Below are 19,592 nucleotides of genomic sequence, written 5' to 3'. Positions count from 1 at the left end.
GAGTAATCAAGGAAAGGTTAGTGTAATCAAGGAATGGTCATTACTCGCAACTTCGCAAGGAAGGTAAATGCGATCCACTAACAAGGATTGGCCAAGGAGTTTATATAGCAAGGACGCATAATGTTTGCTGTTGAATTCAATTTAAGTTCGCATTGATTGAGTCAAAAACATTGTTGTTCCTAACAATAATATTTAAATAAGAAGTTAGGTACATAACCGTAAAAATAAATGATGCTAACTTTGCTAATGCTAAAGTCATTAATCTTTGCCAGTCTCATAGATTGGCTTTCTTCGTTTAATTTACCAATTGTTTAAATTCTAGCTATTTTTATCTCTTCATAAAACATACAATCACATCATTCAAATTTAACTTTATTTTCAGCACTAAAATTGCATATCTGTGTCGGGTTTTCGGCTTTATCTTGAGGTTTGTTTTGCATTATTTCACAATTTTCTGCATTTTTATCATCATTACTTTATCTGGTTGTGATAAAGAGGTTGTCTTGCAACAAGGTGTCATATCAGATCTCAATGAGCGGCAGTTACTCAATGCTCAATTTGCAAAGCAGGGTGGATTGTTAATGACATTAGATTTTGATGGGCAAGTAGTTGTTTTAAATGCTAATGATTTTTCAATAGAGTTTCAGATCGCTAAAAAAGAGCAATTGGAGAACACCAGACTTGCAAGACTATCCTCAGACGGAACTATACTGATTGTTGCCAATGAAAATGAAGTTGCAATATGGTCGGTTGTAGGAAAAGCGTTAATTGGAAAAACAAATTTCGCTGGTCTGCAAACTCTTGCCACCATATCGTCTATTGCAATTTCGAATGACAACGACAAATTAATTGTGGGTATGTCAGATGGCGCCATTAACATGGCGACTATTTCTACAAGATTAAATAACCGCTTTAAACCTCACACTAGACCTGTCACCCATATTGTGTTCACAGACAATGATCATTATTGGTCAGCATCACAAGATGGTTTGTTGGCCCATCGTGTTTTTGCTTCACCTGAACCATTAACCGAGCAGGAATTCTCCCATAGGATCACAACACTTGCTATGGACGAACAAAAAGAGCGTTTATTTGTTTCTGATGCATTAAAAACACAGTTAATTAAATCTAAGAAAGGCGAAAATGCGCATGTACAGCTTAAGTATATGGCGCGCTTTATGGTATTTAGACAGGCTTACTTTATTAATTATGCCAGTATACTCGCTACTTCATCATCTAAAAACCACTTAACATTTTGGGATACAGTAACGGGAGAAGAACTAGGGACTTGGACGAGTGAAGTACAAACTCCTTCAGCTACAATTTTGGCAATGTACAGCAACGATAGAGGGGAATTGCTGACAGTTAACTCTGATGCAATGGTTGAAAAGTGGGATCTAACTCAGTTGAATAAACTGTAATGGGAGGTTACATGATAAAACCTACAGGGGTTGTAATCACGATATTGATATTACTTTTAGTTGGATGTGAAGAGCCAATCCAGTATGAGGTAGAGCAGTTAAGTAATCATCGCTTTAGTCAACACCTTGTTTATAAAGCACAATTTTCTGATGACTTAGAGCAGTTATTGGTTATAGATGAAAAGAGGCTGGTCAATATATGGCAAATTAATAGCAAGCAAAAGATATTTACTTTGCCTCCTTCAAAAACACCTGAAGACTTAAGGGCTACTTTTTTCAAAAAATCTGAAAACCTTCTACTTCTTAGTGGCGCAAATCATGTAGATTTTTGGGATTTAGAACACAGTGCTCAGATTGGTACTTTGAAGGTACAAAGCGACGAGCCCCTAGCAAAAATCTCTTCAATAAATTTATCACGTTATGGTGGGATTATTGCTGTTGGCATGACAGATGGGACAGTTTTTCTTTATAACAAAGCAAGTAAATCATCGATTAAGAAAAAAATACATGAAGGTACGGTTAACTATATTTATTTCAATAGCGCTGATAGTTATGTTGTAACGAGTGGAACCGATGGCAAAGTCGTTAAGTCATCAGTGAATAACCTAGAAAAACGCTACTCAAAACAATTGAATACAAGAATAAGTTCACTCATTATTGATGAGCAGAGTAACAAGCTATTTGTTTCGGATGTCTTAGACAATCAACAAATTCACAAGCTGGATAATGGAGAATTATTATCTAAACTAAGTTATACCGCTAGATTCAGATGGTTTAGAAGTGGTCAATTTTATAATGGTGCTCGAATATTGATAACGACCACTCCGAAAACCGATATATCTTTGTGGGATACGTACTCTGGAAAAGAAATATTTACATGGCATAGTGAAACTTTATCTCTGGGGAGCACAAATTTGGATATTAAAGCGTTGGATAATAAGATTGTCACTACGACAAGTGAGGGCGTTTATCAGGAATGGGCTCTGATAAAAAATAATTAAACTACTAAAGTTAATAATTTGGTTCTAAAATGAAGTTGTAGTTTAAGGTTTCAAGGGTAAATAGGCTAAACAAGTTGAAGGACAAACATGTCAAATAGAATCGCGTTGTTTTTTTTGGTTGTTATTTCGTTTACCTCAACCGCTTTTCAGTCAAATTTATCTTATGAGCAATGTGCTCGCTTTTATAAAGAATATCAAAGTATTGCTGTGAAGATGGGCACTGCCACAGGTGTTGAGCTTCAATCTCTAGGGAATCGTTATGGCCGTTTGCAAGAGAGGCTAGAAGCATTTTGTCAACACACTGAATTCTCAGATTCTGCAAAAATCAAAAAAAGTCAAGAGATTCAAACTAAACCACAAACACAACGGTTATTCTCAGATGACATGAAACAACAAGCATGGGAAGCATTTTATACTGCTCCTAGCTATTGCTTGTCTAATCCACTAAGCTCTATCAATAAATTACGCTGTAATAACGAATTAACAAGATTTAAGGAGTTGTTTGAACAGCAGTGGCAACAAAACAAAGATATAAGCCTTACTCAGCTAGAGCCTAATCAACAAAGTGGTGCTTTGGAGCTTGAACAACAAAATGCAAACTCGAAAGGTCCTGAGTTAAACAAGTCGCCTGAAATAAATGACACAAGCACTCAAAGCAATTCCCCTAGTAAGTTGAATGAGAACCCTAAACCTATAACTGAGCAAATTGGTGCGACTACTCATGTAGCCACAGAGCAAGATTATCAAACTCCAATGACGGGGTTAGATACGCTTTTTTACTATGTGGAAGATTACCTGTATCTACTCATTTTATTGTTACTACTTTTACTTTCAATTAAATATATACTTCCCAGTGCGAAGAAACTGTTTACTAGGCACTTTAGTTACGTGGCGGTCAATAAGTATTTGATGAAACATTTATCAGTTGATGACTATACATTGTACAGTAAAATCAGTTTACCAATCCCCAGTGGCATGGCTGACATTGATGAGCTTGTTTTATCTCCATATGGTATTTTTGTCATTAGTTGCCAGTCACAAACAGGCCGAATTTACGCTGATACGACATCAGAAGTTTGGTCAGAGCAGATTGGAAAAGATAGAAACAATTTTCCAAATCCAAGCAGGCAACAACCAATGAAGCTTGCGGGTGTAAAGCAACTCTTTGGTATTGAAGAGCACATTCATGGCTTGATAGTGTTTGATCAAGAAGCAGACTTCAGAACGAATATGCCAAATAATGTCTTTCATTCAGGTCAGTTACTCGCGAAAATCGAGCATTATGAAGAAAAAGTGTTTACGGAAGAGCAGATTTCACATTTTGTTCTTTTATTGAGTGAATATAAACCGAGTAATCCTTTTAAGGATATTTTGAACAAAATAGGGGATAAGACTTCTCAAAATTCTGAGTGGGAAAGTTAAGATATCTAAGTTTTGTATCTATATTTTTGTGCACAATGCCTGCATTTTAAGATACAATTGCGACTGTATATCATTTCTCTTTGCTCAGGTACTCGCTTCTTAAATGACTGACATCACTACTCACCAGGCTTCCAGAAGACGTCTTTTAATCGCTCTGTCTATTACCTGTACTTTCATGTTGATCCAATTGGCAGGCGCTTATTATTCAAATTCTCTAGCTGTATTGGCAGATGCTGGCCATTTGTTTGTTCATAATAGTTCTCTTTTTATTGCGCTCATCGCCTCTTCTGTCGCCGTTCACTTAGCTAAAAACTACAGCGATGGTTATAAAAAAGCAGAATTCACCGGTGGCTTGATTAATGGCATGCTTTATTTGATGATTTCTGTCGTTATTTTGTATGAAGGCAGTGAAAGGTTAAGTCATCATCACGATGGCAGCGGTGAGGTGGTTAATACTTATCTTATGTCTGTGATAGCTGCGTTAGGTTTTTTATTTCACGGCTTGTCCGCTTGGGTACTTTATAAAGGCCGAAAAGAAAGTATCAATGTTTATGCTGTATTTCTTCATTCATTTTTCGATTTGTTATCGACGGTCTCAACATTTATTGCAAGCATCTTGATTTACCTCACTGGTTTCCAGGTTATTGATATTATATCTAGCATGCTTATTTCTTTGTTTGTGATGTTTACGGGTTTTAAAGTAGTGAAAACTTGCTTAAAGGGAATTTTAGCCAAAGAAATGCATCTTCCCACTTCTGATCAAATAGAAGAAAAAATCTTAACGACAGATCATGTCGAAAGTGTACACAGCGTCACTATTTCACGAGTCGATGACGAGGTTGCTATTGGTGCGCATATTGTTTTGAAGCATCACTGCACAATTGATTTGCATGACCAATCCTGTCGAGAACAGGTTGAGCAAGTACTAAATAATACTTTTGGTGTATCTCAGTGTGTACTTCAAGTAGAAAGTCATAATTGCCCTGAACATTAACTTAATGAATGCTTGGCAGAGAATGATTTTTATTTTACTTTATTAATACATAGAAAAAACAAGTCTAAATTTGCTTTGAATAAAACAATTTCACCTATTTTACTTGCATTTGTGTTGGGTATCTTGGGTGGTGCTATCAATCTCTTACCTTTATGGTTCTTAGATAACTCTGAGTTTCTATTTGGGCAAGCGTTTGTGCTTGGCGCATTGGTAACAATTGGTTTTAGACATAGCTTATTGGTGCTGACAATCGTTACAGCATTTATTTTCTATCGGTGGGGCCATTCTTGGCCGACGATTGTTTTTCTTCTTGAAGTCATTTGGCTGAATCAATTTGCTTTATCAAAAGGCAAAATGATGTTTTTCCGAGGCATATTATTTTGGTTAATATGCGGATTACCTTTACTGTATTTTCTTGGCCATTTTCAATTACAACTTCCAAACTTAGTTGTCTTCACTGCGGTATCTAAATACTTGGTGAATGCGATCGTCTGTTTAGCAATCGTTGATTTAGTGAGTTTATTTGTGAATAAAGCTAGGTGGCAAGAAATGCCACTTTACTCGATTCTCAATCGAACAGTTAACTTGCTGGTTATACTTATTATTGTGACGACTTCGATTGTCTTAACGAATAATCACTACAATAGAGTAGAGTCTGAAGTGAAATCTAAGTTATTAGACTCTGCGGAAAACATTAATAAGCAAATTGATGATTATTTACAAAGCTACCTTAGAGCTGTTCGTATAAGTGGACATAGCATTTCTCAAGGTGTCGATATCAACTTAACGCTAGAGCAGTTGGTAGAAATGCATGAGGGTTTCAGAACAAGTATCTATATATCACCTGAAGCTGAAGTGTTGAATTATTACCCTCAATTGTTGGGAGATAGTTTTGTAGGTGATTTTCCTACCGTAGCAGACCGTGAGTACTTCATTGAAGCACCAAAACACCCTGAAGGGTATATTTCAAGCGTTTTTAAAGGGCGAGGCTTTGGTAATGAGCCTATTGTGGCCTTGTCGGTGCCTGTTTATGAATATGATAGTTTAGTTGGCGTACTTGAGGCGTCGCTTAAATTTGAGTCTTTTGAGCAATTTATACCGACTTTATTATCTCATCAAGGTGAGTTAGTCGTATTAGATACTAAACATCAAGTTGTTTACAGTTCAATGGAAAATGAGTTTAGCACTTTAGATGTTCTTGATGCGACAACATACGCCGCATTAACCAATTCGCAGCAGGATATTTATACCGATAACAATGGAACTGTATTTTATCAGAAAGTATTTGAGTCTGATAAATTAGGCTGGACGGTCGTTACTTTTTTAGACAGAGCGCACGTTAATATTACAACGATAAATTCTTTACTTACTCCTTTATTTTTGACGCTTATTATTATCATTATTTGTCGGTTTATAATTGGTGTATTAACTAAGCAACTCGTTGCCCCTATAACCGCTCTGAGTACTGCAATAAATAGGTTTGATCCAACTAAACAAAGTGAAAATGGTTATAAGAAAGGCAATGACTTTTTAGAGATTTTGACCTTACAGCAGCAATTCAATCAATTGACGAAAAATTTAACACTCAGCTTTAATAAACTTGATAAAGCAAATTCAGAAAACCAAAAACTGAATGAACAACTAACTGAGTTTAATATTAGATTAGAGCAGCAAGTTAATGAAAAAACCAAAAAACTGACAGAAGCTGTCGAGGATGCTAAAAATGCCAGCAAGGCAAAAAGTCAGTTTTTAGCAAATATGAGCCATGAAATAAGAACGCCTTTAAATGGTATTATAGGTCTAACAGAGTTACTGATTAATGAGCGCGAAGGAAACCCAGATGATGTAAAGCAGTTAGGAATAATTCAAACATCAGCTAAAAACTTGCTTCTAATATTAAATGATATTTTAGACTACTCAAAGATTGAAGCTGGGGCTTTGAAGTTGGACATTCGTGCAATTAGCCCTTCAAAAATATTTGATGATTTATCGGCAATTCACAGATCTTATGTATCTCAAAAGAAAGTGAAGTTTTGTTACCAGCTTAAATCTGATTTACCAGAATTTTTAGAGTTAGATTCACTCCGAGTGACGCAGATCATAAACAATTTGTTAAGTAATGCAATTAAATTCACTGAAGAAGGTGAGGTAAGTCTGTTAGTTGAATACCGAGACAATAATTTACTCATTTCTGTAAAAGACACTGGTATAGGTATCTCTAAGCAACAGCAACAGTTGCTATTTAGTGAATTTACTCAGGCAGATGTGTCAACAACCAGAAAGTATGGTGGCACAGGCTTAGGCTTAACAATTTGTAAGCGTTTGGCTGAACGCATGGGCGGAACAATTGAGCTTGAAAGCATCGAAGGGGTTGGGAGTACTTTTGTTGTATGTATACCTGCCAATGTATCTACACCAGAAAATAATACGGAAGAGTCGACGAATCTTGCAGATCTTAACGGTCAAGATGTGTTGTTAGTTGAAGACAATTTGGTAAATCAGATTGTCGCCACAAAGATGCTAGCAAAGTTTAATTGCCAAGTTTTTACTGCTGCTAATGGCGAAGAAGCACTGCAAAGGTTAGCCGACAAACCTGTTTCTTTAATTTTTATGGACTGCCAAATGCCAGTTTTAGATGGTTTTGATTGCACTATTAGGATTAGAGAGCAAACTTCTAAGTATGGCGAACCGTATATTATCGCAATTACTGCAAATGCTTATAACGATGACCGTAAGCGTTGTTTAGAAGTGGGCATGAATGATTTTGTAGCTAAACCAATTGAGTTTGAGTTACTTAATAAAGCTATCTCCAAATACATCTCAAAAGCTTGCTCATGACCTAATAGCATAACTCAAAGGCTGTTGGCTCTTTTCAGTGTAACTAGCAATTAAAAGCTGAAGAATGGTAGGTTATCTCCAGCTTGTTTTATTCTCATCCTTTTCTAATAGCGCTTCAATAGATAGTGGCTTTGAGAAAAAGTAACCTTGCATATAATGGCAACCCAAGTCAGTTAAGAATTTTAATTGAGTTTGTGTTTCAACCCCTTCTGCAATACAAAACATATTTAAATTACGGGCCAGTGAGTGGATGGTTTTTACAATCGACTTATTTGTATGCTGCTCATCCATTTTTCTCACAAAAGATTGGTCTATTTTAATAATATCAATAGGGAATTGATTTAAGTAAGTAAGTGAAGAGTAGCCTGTACCAAAGTCATCAAGCAGGAGTTTGAAGCCAGCTTCTTTTAACATATTAAGCGAAGCCTTGGCTTTTTCTTTATCTTCCATTAACGAGGTTTCTGTAATTTCAAGCCTTAATCTTGATGTTGGTAACTGATAAGAAGTCAAAATATTACACAAATTCTCAGCCGTTTCAGCTCTAATGATATGAATAGGAGATAAGTTTAGTGATAGATAAAACTGGTCATTTTTATCAAACAAAGGCTTAAGCTCAACAAGCGCTCGTTTTAGAGCTTGCTCAGTCATTAGTTCAATTAACCCAGTTTCTTCGGCAATCGGAATAAAGTCTGTTGGCGAAATATTTTCACCTTCTAATTGCCATCTTAATAGCAATTCAACACCTATCATCTTACCACTCGAGGTATTAACGATTGGTTGATAGTGGTTATAGAAAGCACTGTCCTTGTAAGCTGTTTTCAAGGCGGTTTCTAGCACCATCTTGCGGTTATACTGTTCGATCATAGATGTTGTGAAGTATTTATAGCCATTACGACCCAGTTGTTTAGCTTGAAACATAGCTATATCAGCATGACGAATTAGCTCTTCTGATGATTTAGCATCAAATGGGTAAAGTGCCACGCCGATACTGGCTGATACACTTACAGATATTCCGTCTAAATCAATCTTCTCTGGTAACACAGAAATAAGATTTGATGTTAAAGCGGTTAAGCTTTCAGGGGTCATCACATCTTTAACTAAAACTAGAAATTCATCACCGCTTTGCCTGCCCAAAATACAGTGCTCTGGTAATAGTTCGTTTATTCTTTCAGAAATCTTGATTAATAATTTATCACCAGCTTGATGTCCGTAGGCATCATTAATCGGCTTAAACTTGTCTAAGTCAATGAATAACAGTGCACACGTCGAGCTGCTATTTTGCGCATCAAATATTGCAAATTCAATGTGTTGCAACATTAAATTACGGTTAGGCAGATTAGTTAAGCTGTCATAATTTGCTAAATATCTCAGCTCGTTTTCAGCTTTCTTTTGTTCAGTTAGATCAGACATAACAATAACATAATGCTCAATCACGCCAGCATCATTGGCAATGGCGTTAACACTGACATGGATTGGTTTAACGAGGTGATTTTTCGTTTCAACCGTTAATTCCATCTTAAAGTTCTGATTAGCATTTAATGTCTTAATCTTATCGATAAGCTGTCTTAGTTTCTTTTTACCTAATATCTTAGTAAACGTCATAAAGGTTAAGTCATTTAACGCATTTTTTTCATTTAAGCTAAATGCATCACAAAAACTGTGGTTAACTGAAATAGGAGTAAGCTGGGTGTCTAAAATGAGCAACCATTCATCAATTTGTGAAAATGCTTGCCCTAATATGCTTGCTTGTAAGTTAGTTGCTTTACTATCGGTAATATTTGAATAAATACCGGATACAATGCGTGGATTTCCTTCATTATCCCACTCTGTTACCTGGCCAATATCTTGAAACCATAACCATTCTCCGATTAAGTTCTGTAATCGATACGTTAAATTGATATTTGGGTTTTTTGATGCTGATAAAGCACCCCACTGTGAAGATACCTTTTGTCTATCTTCTGGGTGCACCAGTTCGATAAATCGGTTAAGTTGTAACTCGTTTTGCTGCCCAGACTCTCTAGTTGACGTTTTATTTCTGTATTGATAAATCAACTTTTTAGTAAGATCGACCTTCCAGGTACCACTTTTTGTAGATTTTAACGCCATCTCTGTTTGTTGCTTTGAGGTAGTCACAGCTAACAGAGCTTTTTGAATGGTTGTTTGTCTATTTTTTCCTTGCCTATATGAAAGCAATAATAGTGAGGCCACGACAATAAAATAGATAAGCCATGATGTTGGAGAATTTAGAAAGTAGTACTCGACTTCTATTGGTATAGTTAAACTATCTATAAGCTTGTTACCGTCTAAGCTGGTTTCGCTTATTGTTAAGGTGTAATTTCCAGGCGCTAACTTTGGAAAAAATAACTTAGTCCTATCTAAGTTATTTAATATCACCTCTTCAGGACCTGTTATCAGAGCATTAAATTTACTGATACGTTGGTGAGTAAAGTCAAAATTCGTAAATTTTATTTCGAGTCCGGCATCGTCATGAGCTAACTTAAGCAGGTTTTTTGATAAAAATGAGGGGCTATAATTAAGTGTTGAAGACATGAGTTTAATGTCTGTCACACTTAAAGGGGTTTTGATTATGTTACTGTAATCAATAAAGTCTTCTGTATTTAACCAGGTTAAACCTGACACTGTACCAAACACAAAGGTTTGATTATTTAGTTTTAAACTGGCGCCTGCATTAAACTCATTATTTGGCAAGCCGTTTTTAATCGTGTATTTCTCGAGAAATCCAGTGTTTAACTCGTAGCGAAATAATCCTGATTGAGCCGTAAACCAAAGAAATCCATAAGGATCAGACATTACTTCATACAAAGCTTGTTTATCTAAGCCATAGTCTTTATTCAGCGATTTAATGACTTTAAAAGTGGCTAAGTCTAATTCAATTAAGCCATGGTGAGATGAAGTTAACCAAAGACTTTCGTTTACAATCTCCCAGTCATCAATAACTTGGAAAACTTTGTCGTTTGCATTGTCAAATTCAAAAATTGGCGTTAAGACCTTCGAATCGACTGAATATGCATATAAGCCTTTAATTGTGCTTATAATTATATCCTCAGGCCTAGTAGGAAGGGGAGCAAGGAAGCGGTAAGCAGAGGAAATTGGTAACAGTTCAGCCAAGCCTTCTACGGTTACTACAGTTTGGTTTGAAGTATCGTATATGTAATAATCGCTTTCAGTTAAAAAAGCAATTTGTTTACTATTAATGCGTTTCGAGGAGCTATTTAAAGAATCAAACGGTGCTTCTACGCTGCTTTTTACAACCGATGGGTTTGTTACTGTTTTAGTTTCTAGATCTAGTAATTTTAATCCTTGAAATGTATCCAAATAAACAAGCTGAGAATCTATGTCAGTTTGAAAAATCTCGTATACCGTATTAGCGCCATACACATCCTTTTTATTTAGAGACTGGAAATAAAAGTTTGGCTTAGAAGGCTCACTTAAAGACGATATATGCACAACACCATTGTCGGTACCATATAAAATCGAACCGTCAGAAAGCTGATAAATAGACCATACGTTATTGTTTATAAACTCAGAGCCTGTTTGGCTGACTGTGTTAAACATTAATGAAGATAAGGGCCAATAATATGTCCCATTATGCGTTGCCATCCAAAGTACATTATTGGCGTCTAGCTCAAGCGCCAGAATGTTTGGTTGATTCAGCTTAAATTCCGTTTCATCTAGGGATAGCGCTTTTGTCAGGTCTTTTGTCTTTCGATTAAATTTATAGAGGCCAAACTCTGTAGCGATAAATTCACCTGCGGGGGTTAATTCATGATCCCAGATATTCAACGACGCGATCAGGTTTGTAGTTTGTTCATAATCAAAACCCACATCAAGTATTGGTGTGGCATATAAGCCCTCTACTGTGCCAATAAGTAAGCCAAGTTCTTCATCTAGCTTCAATAACTTTACATTCTGATTGAGCTCATTGGCTTCTTGTTCTTTTAAAAAAGTATGCTTAGTTAAAACTTCTGCATCGGCAGATAGAGAATAAAGGCCATCAGTGGCGCCTACTAATAAGTGTTTGCCATGATACAAGAAAGTTCTAATGGATTGCCCTGTTTCAACGGAGCCTATGAGCTGAGACTCATAGCTGACAAGGCTAATCTTATATACATGATTATTAATTGCAGCGTATAAATGTTTATCAACCTTGAGTATGGCATTAATTGGAGAAGTAAAGCTTTGGCTATCAGACAACCTACCGGAGTAAATCTTTTTCTTTTCTAAAGTATGAACATTTATCAGGTAGCTGCCGTCAAAGCTGGTAGATACGAACAAAAAAGTGTCATCTACCATATTGATATGAAAGATTTGTTCGTGAAGAAAGTTTTTTATTTGTTTCGGTAGGGATACATCAATACCATCATATCGGTTTAAGCCTTGCTCAGTGGCAATCCAAATATAGCCAAGAGGATCTTGGACTATGTTGTTCACATTCGCTTGAGAAAGGCCTTCTTCTGTTGAAAGACGATAGATTTGCTGATTTGAAAACGAATTAAAGCTTATAAACAATAAGGAAATGATAAAAAAAAAGTAAGGCTTTAAATGCATTAAACTCTACCAAGCAAACATTCACAATTTTTAAATTATGAATTTTGTCGAAAACAATAGTTAACATTATGGTCATAAATTTAGCATAGTCATCTAAGTAGAGCTAGATTTATACACTTTTACATTCTTAACTGCTTATATATACACCGCATTTCTTAATGATAGTTGCGGCAATGAAAATAATTCTTATTAAATTCACGGCTTGTTATTGATAATTGTTTTTGTTTAGAATAAAATTCACCTAGTTTTTAAAGTAAAGAGCAACTTTCATGTATATCTGTATTTGCCACGGTGTGACTGATTCAAAAATTGAACAGGCGATTGAGTCTGGTTCTTCAAGTATGCGTGATTTGAGTAAAGAACTTGGTGTTGGTACGCAATGCGGTAAGTGTACAAATTGTACAAAGAAAATACTAAACCAGAAGCTGATTGAAATTGTCGATATAACAGAGCAAGTTGCCTAATTTGGCTTGGCATACTGACGTTTTTGAATTCAGACGCTACCCCCTTAGTTCTTAGATGCCATAGAAAACTTTCCTCCGTAGTATTCAAGTCGAGTTTTATGTAGACTTTCTCTCACATTTATTTTCAGTGTTCTATTATGGCTCAGCTTTATTTCTATTACTCGGCGATGAATGCCGGAAAATCAACAACACTTTTACAGTCTGCCTTTAACTACAGAGAAAGAGGTATGACACCACTCATTCTTACCGCCGCCATAGACAATAGGGCTGGAGTAGGGAAAGTGGCTTCTAGAATTGGCCTCGAAGCAGATGCACATATCTATGACAGAGAAACAGATGTGTTTAGTTTAGTTGAGCGGTTAAACGATGAAAATAAGCTAGATTGCTTGTTGGTAGATGAATGCCAATTCTTGAGCAAAGCCCAGGTTAATGCCTTAACAGATGTTGTTGATAAGTTGAATATACCCGTATTGTGTTATGGATTACGCACTGACTTTAAAGGTGAGTTATTTGAAGGTGCTCAGTACTTATTGGCTTGGGCTGACAAATTAGTTGAGCTTAAAACCATATGCTATTGTGGTAGAAAAGCAAACCGTGTTTTACGAACGGATGAGCATGGCAATGCAATTCATGACGGTAATCAGGTTGAAATCGGCGGCAACGATAGATATGTTTCAGTTTGCCGCACCCATTATAAAGAAGCCTTGTCTCTTTTATAAATATATCTTTATTTAGTATTGTAAATTGCTTGTCGCTCGGAGTGAGTTTGAAAGCTCCAAGCGATAAAACGGCTTGTTTTTTGACCTTGAGTCATTCTTACAACCTTCACTTCAACAGCACCAATTTTCTTAAGAGCAAGCTTTAAACTACTTAGTGAGTCTTTTTTAGATACCAAAGAAGTAAACCATACACATTGCTTGGCATAATGCTTACTCTCCTTGATCATTTTTCTGATGAACAACACCTCACCACCTTTACACCAAAGCTCAGGTGAATGCCCGCCGAAGTTAAGTGTATTTTTAGGTTTTTTACCTAACTTCTGCCATTTTTCTTGTGTGGCTTTATTTGCAGAATGTTCACTGTCATGGAAAGGGGGGTTGCACATCGTCACATGCAATGTTTGATCTTGTTCAAGAACCCCATGGAAATATTTTTCATTGTCTTTTTGCAAAACAAGCTTGGTAGTTAAATTATTCTTATCCCGAATATCCTCTGCATTTTCCAATGCTTTTGGGTTTATATCCGATGCTGTGAATGACCATCTATATATCTTTTCTCCTAGAATAGGATATATCAAGTTCGCACCTGTGCCGACATCAAGTGCTCTAACATTGTTAACTATTTTATTTTGGTTATCGTTTTTTAGTAGATCTGCCAACGCATGAATATAATCGGCTCTCCCAGGAACTGGCGGACATAAAAACTCTTCGGATATGTTCCAGTAATTGAGTTTGTAATGATGTTTAAGTAGCGCTTGATTTAAGCATTTGACAGCATCCGCATTACTAAAGTCTATGCTCTTTTTGCCTGCCGGTGTTCTAATAAGGAATTTTTTCAATGAAGGCGTTACATTGATGAGCTTATCGAAGTCATAGCCTTGTTTGTGCGCGTTTCTTGGGTGCATATCATTACTTTTATTGAATTTAAGTGTGGATTATACCGAGTTCTTAAAATAGCTTAAATAGTGTTGAAATGACAATTGCTATCAAATACAGTAACTGGTAGGATGAGTTAAAAAGACTTAAATCATGATCACGCAAAATTCACACTTTATTCCCTTTGAAAATGAGCAAGTTCTTCATCTGAGACACATTTATGATCCTGAAAATAAAGGGGATGCTGTTTTTTTTCTGCATGGTGCTGTCGAAAATGGCAAGATTTTCTACACAGAGTCAAATAAGGGCTTAGCGCCATTTTTAGCGGCGCAAGGTTATCAATGTTTTGTCGCTGATTTACGTGGTCGTGGACAAAGTCTGCCTAAAATATCTTCTTCCTCTCAATACGGCCAAACAGAAGCCATCCTTGAAGATATTCCCACTATGCTCAATTTTATTAAAGCGCAAACAGGTCACTTTCCGAAGTTTTGGGTTGCGCACTCTTGGGGAGGAGTTTTACTGAATAGTTATTTAGCGCGTTATCCTGAGCATAAAGAGTATGTCTCAGCATGTGGCTACTTTGGAACAAAAAGAAGTTTATTTAACAACCACCCAAGCAAGCTCTTACAAGCCAATTTAATTTGGTACACATTGGCGCCGCTATTGAGTAAACGCAAAGGTTATTTAGATGCGCGCAAATTGAAATGGGGCAGTGATAACGAGACTGTTAAGTCACATTATCAAAGCATGCAGTGGGCGAAAAAGAAGCCTTGGATAGACAGTGATGATGGTTTTGATTACGCAAGTGCAATAGAAAATATAGCGTTACCACCTATTTTACATGTCGCAGGTACAAAGGATAAAGCGCTTGCACAGCCAATTGATATTCAGGCTTTTATTGAAGAGTCAGGGAAAGGCATACAAGACTTGAGAATATATGGAAAAAAATATGGTCATAAAATTGATTATGACCATATTAATATGCTAACAAGTCCGCATGCTCACAGCGATCAGTTTAAGGAGTTGTTAGATTGGTTTGCTCAGCATCGAGTATAGTCAGCATTTGTTTTTCATAAACCTGCCAGTTTGATCTTGGGCCTTGATTTAAAGGACTTCTAACTTGAGCTTTGCTAAGTGTCGATACTGGACGCTTCGATTTATAAAACTCCAAGCATTCAGGCTCAAACTTTTGATACAAGAAATTAAGTAATTTATTCAGCTCTTTTGGGGTCTCATCTAATAAATCTTCATAACTGAGGGTGTAAATGTTTCTAGGAAGGCAATGTTTAAAATGTGCCATCATTTCTTCTTGAAAATCAGCATACTGCTTATATTCGGTTAATGAGCAAAAGTAGGGTTCGTTTTCAGCGAAATGATTACTATAAACAGACCAAGCATTGGCATTAAACGAACGGGTCAAATGGATGATCCGAGCATCAGGAAATATCTTTTGAATGAGTCCTATATTTTGAAAGTTGGCTGGTAATTTATTAATGACAACTTCTTCACCAACCCGATGCTTTTTAATTTCATCTACATACAAGCTGCGACAATGGTCAAGCATAGATGTGGTCAATGTATGAAGACATTGAGGAAAAGGTGCTTCATTACGCATCTGTAAGTAAGGTACAATTTTGTCGCTTATGACTGTGCTTTCTCCCATGCTGCCAATGTTACTATGCTGAACAAGCATTTGTTCTAGCAATGTAGAACCTGTTCTTGGCAGTCCAACTATAAAAGTAGGCGTGAATGTGGCCTTCACTTTATCATTGGGTTGGCTAAAGAATTCTTCTGAACATTGTTCTTTTAGTTCATCAAAGAAAGGCCTCATATCGGCAGTTTTAAACTCACATAGACTTAGCTGCAGTTCGTTAGCAAGTCCAAAATAATCAAATGCTTGAGTGTGATCTTGTAATCTGTGATTACATCTTGCTAAGGAATAATAAACAACGATTTTTAAGCGCTTGTTATCGTATTCAGTTAACAATGAGTGGAGTTTCTCAATATGCGCTTCTAATTTACTCGTGGCTGAAATCTGAGAAAGTTCATGTAACATGAAAGCGGTAACCGCACTGGGCGGGCACGCTAAGCCAGCTTCAAAGGTACGCTCTGCATTTTCAATAAAACCGTGGTCTAAATAGAATAATCCTAATTGATAATGTGCTTGTGCATTGTGTCTTGCAACGCTTAAGGTGTACTCGAGTACAGTTTTAGCATCAACAGAAGATCCTACAGCCATAAATGCATCAGCGAGTGCAAAAAGGGGCTCGAGCATTTTAGGTAAGTGCTCACAGGCACGTTTTAAATAATAAATGGCGCTGTCGTAATCTTCTAAGCGCATACAAATTCGGCCAAGACCAAATAATGCGGGACCAATTTTATTATTTTCCTTTAATACTGCTTTAAACATAAACTCAGCTTCTCTGAGTTTCCCTTGTTCTAATAATTCGTTGGCTCTTTTAAGTAATAGCATTGTTGTTTTGAGTTATTGCTTTGCACTAATCATAAAAATAAAAAGGCGAAATAGCTATTGCCATTTCGCCTTTTGCTGCTGGGTTACAGTAATCTAGAATTTATAAGTAGCTTTTACGTAATAAAAACCGCCGTTGTAGTCAAATGGACCACTCTCGTAGTATTTACCGCTAACAATTGAATATGCACCATCTTTTTGCAGCTCTTGAGCCTCAGTGTCTAATATGTTGTTTGCTCCAACTGACATAGTCCACTGTTCGTTAAAGTAATATGTTACTTCAGCATCTAATGTGAAAGATGAACCAACTGTTTCAGACCAACCGTAAGAGCTATCTACATCTGGCTCATCCGCGTGTGTAGCAAACCACTCACCAAAGTAGTTAGCTCGTAAGAACATGCTTACATCTTCCCAATTTTGTGCGAAGGTTAATGTTGCACGGTGCTCAGGGATGCCTTCTTCCAAGCGGCGTACTTTGAACGCTGAAGTGAACTGACCTGGGTCATCAACTTTTGTTGTGTTGTAGTTATAAGCCAAGCTAATTTTGCTGTAGCCATCAAACATATCCATGCCATAATTCATGACAACGTCAACACCTTGGGTTGTGGTATCGAAGTCATTAGCAAAAAATGTAACAGAGCCACCAAGAAGCAATTCTGGACTAGGGTATTTACCTTGAAGGTTATCAACGTTAGCTTGTGTGATAAATACTTTATCTGTTTGTGCAATACGGTCAGTAACTTCAATATTGTATGCATCGATAGTCATGAAGAACTCACCGGTTTTGTATACAAGACCGACAGCATAGCTAGTTGATTCTTCTGGATCTAACTCTTTACCACCAAGTTCAGCCGAGACAGGGTGAGTTGGTGGATATGTAGCTGATTGAATCAATTCACCATTTACCAAAGATGTCTGAGTATTTACAACATTAGCTTGACCTACTGTAGGTGCTCTAAAACCAGTACTATGAGAACCACGGATGGATAGATCATCAGTAAGTTGATATTGTGCAGTTACTTTATAGTTTGTTGTACTTCCGAATGAAGAGAAATCTTCATAGCGTAATGCAGCTCCAAGCAACAAGTCTTCAGTAAAGTAAGTTTCTGCATCAGCATAAGCTGAGAAACTTTGACGCTTATTGATCCCTTGTGATTCTGGTGAGAAACCAGCAAAACCATGAGAACCAACACTGAAGCCTTGTGATGCCAATGGACCCTGCTCCCAAGAGGCTTGCTCACCAGAAATTATTTCGAATGACTCTTGTCTCCATTCAATACCCGTTGCAAAGTTTAGGTCGTCGTCTAAACCAACATCAAAGCCTTTGGTTAAATCAATGTTGAAAGATTTTTCAAGTTGAATATAAGAGCCTGCTTCAAATGCATTGTTTGGCTGGTCAGCATTCAATGAACCCATAGAAGGGTTAACAGTATTAACAAGTGTATAAGTTGATTTGTTTCGGCCATATGAGCCGCTGATATCAATAAAAGCACCTTCTAAGAAACCTTCAGTAATATCTCCACGAGTACCCATTGTTAATGACGTGTCGTTGATTTCACCAGTAAATTGTGGAGTGTAACCTCCAGGGAACAATTCATTGAATGCCCAACAGTTTTTACCCACTGCAGTGTTTGGATCTGCAATTAGCTTATATGTCTCGTTGTCTAAAATATTAGTTGTGTTTGGTAGTTTAGGAATACTAGGGCATTCAATACCATTATTGAGTCCATCCATATCACCAACTAAGTGTATGTCATTTCCATCGGCATCAGTACCAGTAAATACTCCACCTCTGTTTTGAGGGTTACGGTAATAATAACCACCAGTAGCTATTCGATCAGAATAGTTACCAAACATATAAAACTCTTTATCGTTACCTAGATCTAGGCCAACATTACCGAATAAAGTAATATCGTCCTCAATTTCAGGGTTACCCCAAACTTGAGCAGGGTCATTAACATGAGTATTACCTGCTGCAATCAAAGCTGCGGCGTCTGGGCGTTGAACTGATCGACTTGTAGGATCTGCAGATTTGTATTGGAAAGATAAGTTAGCAAAGCCGTCATCAGTAAAAGGAAGACCAAGGTTACCATCAACAACAAACTGAGTACCATCACCTTCAAAATACTCGCCATGACGAACAGAGATTGAGCCACCTTCGGAACTGTCTTTTAATACAAAGTTCATTACACCTGCAATGGCATCAGAACCATATTGAGCTGCTGCACCGTCACGTAAAACTTCAACCTGCTTTAGTGCAACAGAAGGAATAACTGATATATCTGGACCTTGAGCACCATCGTTAACGCCACCACCTTGGAACGCGATAACAGAAGCTCTGTGCCTTCTTTTACCGTTTAATAGAATAAGTGTAGAGTCTGATGATAGACCACGTAAGTTTACAGGTCTGATAAATGAAGCCGCATCAGAGATAGGCTGCTGTCTAACGTTAAATGATGGAATAGATGCCTGTAGCATGTCTAACATATCAGTTGATGCGTTTTTATCTAGCTCATCACCTCCAATAATATCAATTGGCACTGGTGAATCATCAACAGATCTTGGCGCAGAACGTGAACCTACAACTGCGATTTTTTCAATATTCTTTTCAGCACCATCGCCACTTTCATCGGCATAGGCTGTCGCGCTTAACAAGCCTACCGAAGCGGTAGATGCAAGTGCGTAAGTGATTGCACGGCTTACGTTTGATAATTTTAACTTCATCCTGTTTCCCCAGATTAATGTTGTCATTAAGGTTTCTTATAAATTTTTAACAAGCACGATAAGCTTTTTTGCAATAAGCAAATTTAACCTGTTA

The 19,592-nt window shown here is 37.0% G+C and carries 12 protein-coding genes; 8 read left to right on the top strand and 4 right to left on the bottom strand.

Translation table 11 applies throughout. The features are described from left to right. Positions 1-503: 503 nt before the first annotated feature. The 5 genes from C1E24_RS05875 (at position 504) to C1E24_RS05855 (ending at position 7,676) form a co-directional block, all read left to right on the top strand. Positions 504-1,421, top strand: coding sequence for a WD40 repeat domain-containing protein (locus C1E24_RS05875; RefSeq protein ID WP_138479616.1), 918 nt, complete (start codon positions 504-506; stop codon positions 1,419-1,421). Between the two features lie 11 nt (positions 1,422-1,432). Beyond that, the gene (locus tag C1E24_RS05870; RefSeq protein WP_138479614.1) at positions 1,433-2,422 is read left to right on the top strand and encodes a WD40 repeat domain-containing protein; all 990 of its coding nucleotides are present in this window, start codon (positions 1,433-1,435) and stop codon (positions 2,420-2,422) included. An 87-nt stretch (positions 2,423-2,509) separates the two neighbouring features. Beyond that, entirely contained in the window at positions 2,510-3,844 is a 1,335-nt protein-coding gene (locus C1E24_RS05865) for a nuclease-related domain-containing protein (protein ID WP_138479612.1), read from the top strand. A 103-nt stretch (positions 3,845-3,947) separates the two neighbouring features. Next, positions 3,948-4,838, top strand: a complete 891-nt coding sequence (locus C1E24_RS05860; protein WP_138479610.1) for a cation diffusion facilitator family transporter — start codon at positions 3,948-3,950, stop codon at positions 4,836-4,838. 75 nt (positions 4,839-4,913) lie between these two features. Further along, on the top strand, positions 4,914-7,676 hold the full coding sequence (locus C1E24_RS05855; protein ID WP_138479608.1) for a hybrid sensor histidine kinase/response regulator: 2,763 nt from the start codon (positions 4,914-4,916) through the stop codon (positions 7,674-7,676). Between the two features lie 72 nt (positions 7,677-7,748). On the opposite strand, the gene C1E24_RS05850 is transcribed toward C1E24_RS05855, so the two are convergent. Further along, a complete protein-coding gene (locus C1E24_RS05850; RefSeq protein ID WP_138479606.1) occupies positions 7,749-12,245 on the bottom strand; it encodes an EAL domain-containing protein in 4,497 nt (1,498 codons plus the stop codon). 269 nt (positions 12,246-12,514) lie between these two features. Here C1E24_RS05850 and C1E24_RS05845 point away from each other — a divergent pair, with 269 nt between their 5' ends. Both C1E24_RS05845 and C1E24_RS05840 read left to right on the top strand, forming a co-directional pair. Beyond that, positions 12,515-12,709, top strand: a complete 195-nt coding sequence (locus tag C1E24_RS05845; RefSeq protein WP_138479604.1) for a bacterioferritin-associated ferredoxin — start codon at positions 12,515-12,517, stop codon at positions 12,707-12,709. Positions 12,710-12,846: 137 nt separating this feature from the next. Then, the gene (locus tag C1E24_RS05840) at positions 12,847-13,428 is read left to right on the top strand and encodes a thymidine kinase (RefSeq protein WP_138479602.1); all 582 of its coding nucleotides are present in this window, start codon (positions 12,847-12,849) and stop codon (positions 13,426-13,428) included. Between the two features lie 8 nt (positions 13,429-13,436). Here C1E24_RS05840 and rlmF read toward each other — a convergent pair whose 3' ends face one another. Next, a complete protein-coding gene (gene rlmF, locus C1E24_RS05835; RefSeq protein ID WP_138479600.1) occupies positions 13,437-14,333 on the bottom strand; it encodes a 23S rRNA (adenine(1618)-N(6))-methyltransferase RlmF in 897 nt (298 codons plus the stop codon). Positions 14,334-14,454: 121 nt separating this feature from the next. Between rlmF and C1E24_RS05830 the strand changes: the two genes are divergently transcribed. Further along, positions 14,455-15,360 carry an alpha/beta fold hydrolase gene (locus tag C1E24_RS05830; RefSeq protein ID WP_431188316.1) on the top strand — a complete coding sequence of 302 codons (906 nt, stop codon included), beginning with the start codon at positions 14,455-14,457 and terminating at the stop codon, positions 15,358-15,360. Here the strand turns inward: C1E24_RS05830 and C1E24_RS05825 are convergent. Together C1E24_RS05825 and C1E24_RS05820 are read right to left on the bottom strand one after the other, a co-directional pair. Then, on the bottom strand, positions 15,320-16,777 hold the full coding sequence (locus C1E24_RS05825; RefSeq protein WP_138479596.1) for a tetratricopeptide repeat-containing sulfotransferase family protein: 1,458 nt from the start codon (positions 16,775-16,777) through the stop codon (positions 15,320-15,322). The two genes, C1E24_RS05830 and C1E24_RS05825, sit on opposite strands and share 41 nt — an antisense overlap. A 93-nt stretch (positions 16,778-16,870) precedes the next feature. Next, on the bottom strand, positions 16,871-19,498 hold the full coding sequence (locus C1E24_RS05820) for a TonB-dependent receptor plug domain-containing protein (RefSeq protein ID WP_138479594.1): 2,628 nt from the start codon (positions 19,496-19,498) through the stop codon (positions 16,871-16,873). Between the last annotated feature and the right edge of the window lie 94 nt (positions 19,499-19,592).

Source organism: Pseudoalteromonas phenolica (assembly GCF_005876835.1).
Lineage (GTDB): Bacteria > Pseudomonadota > Gammaproteobacteria > Enterobacterales > Alteromonadaceae > Pseudoalteromonas > Pseudoalteromonas phenolica_B.
This window is presented reverse-complemented; position numbering and strand designations above follow the sequence as displayed.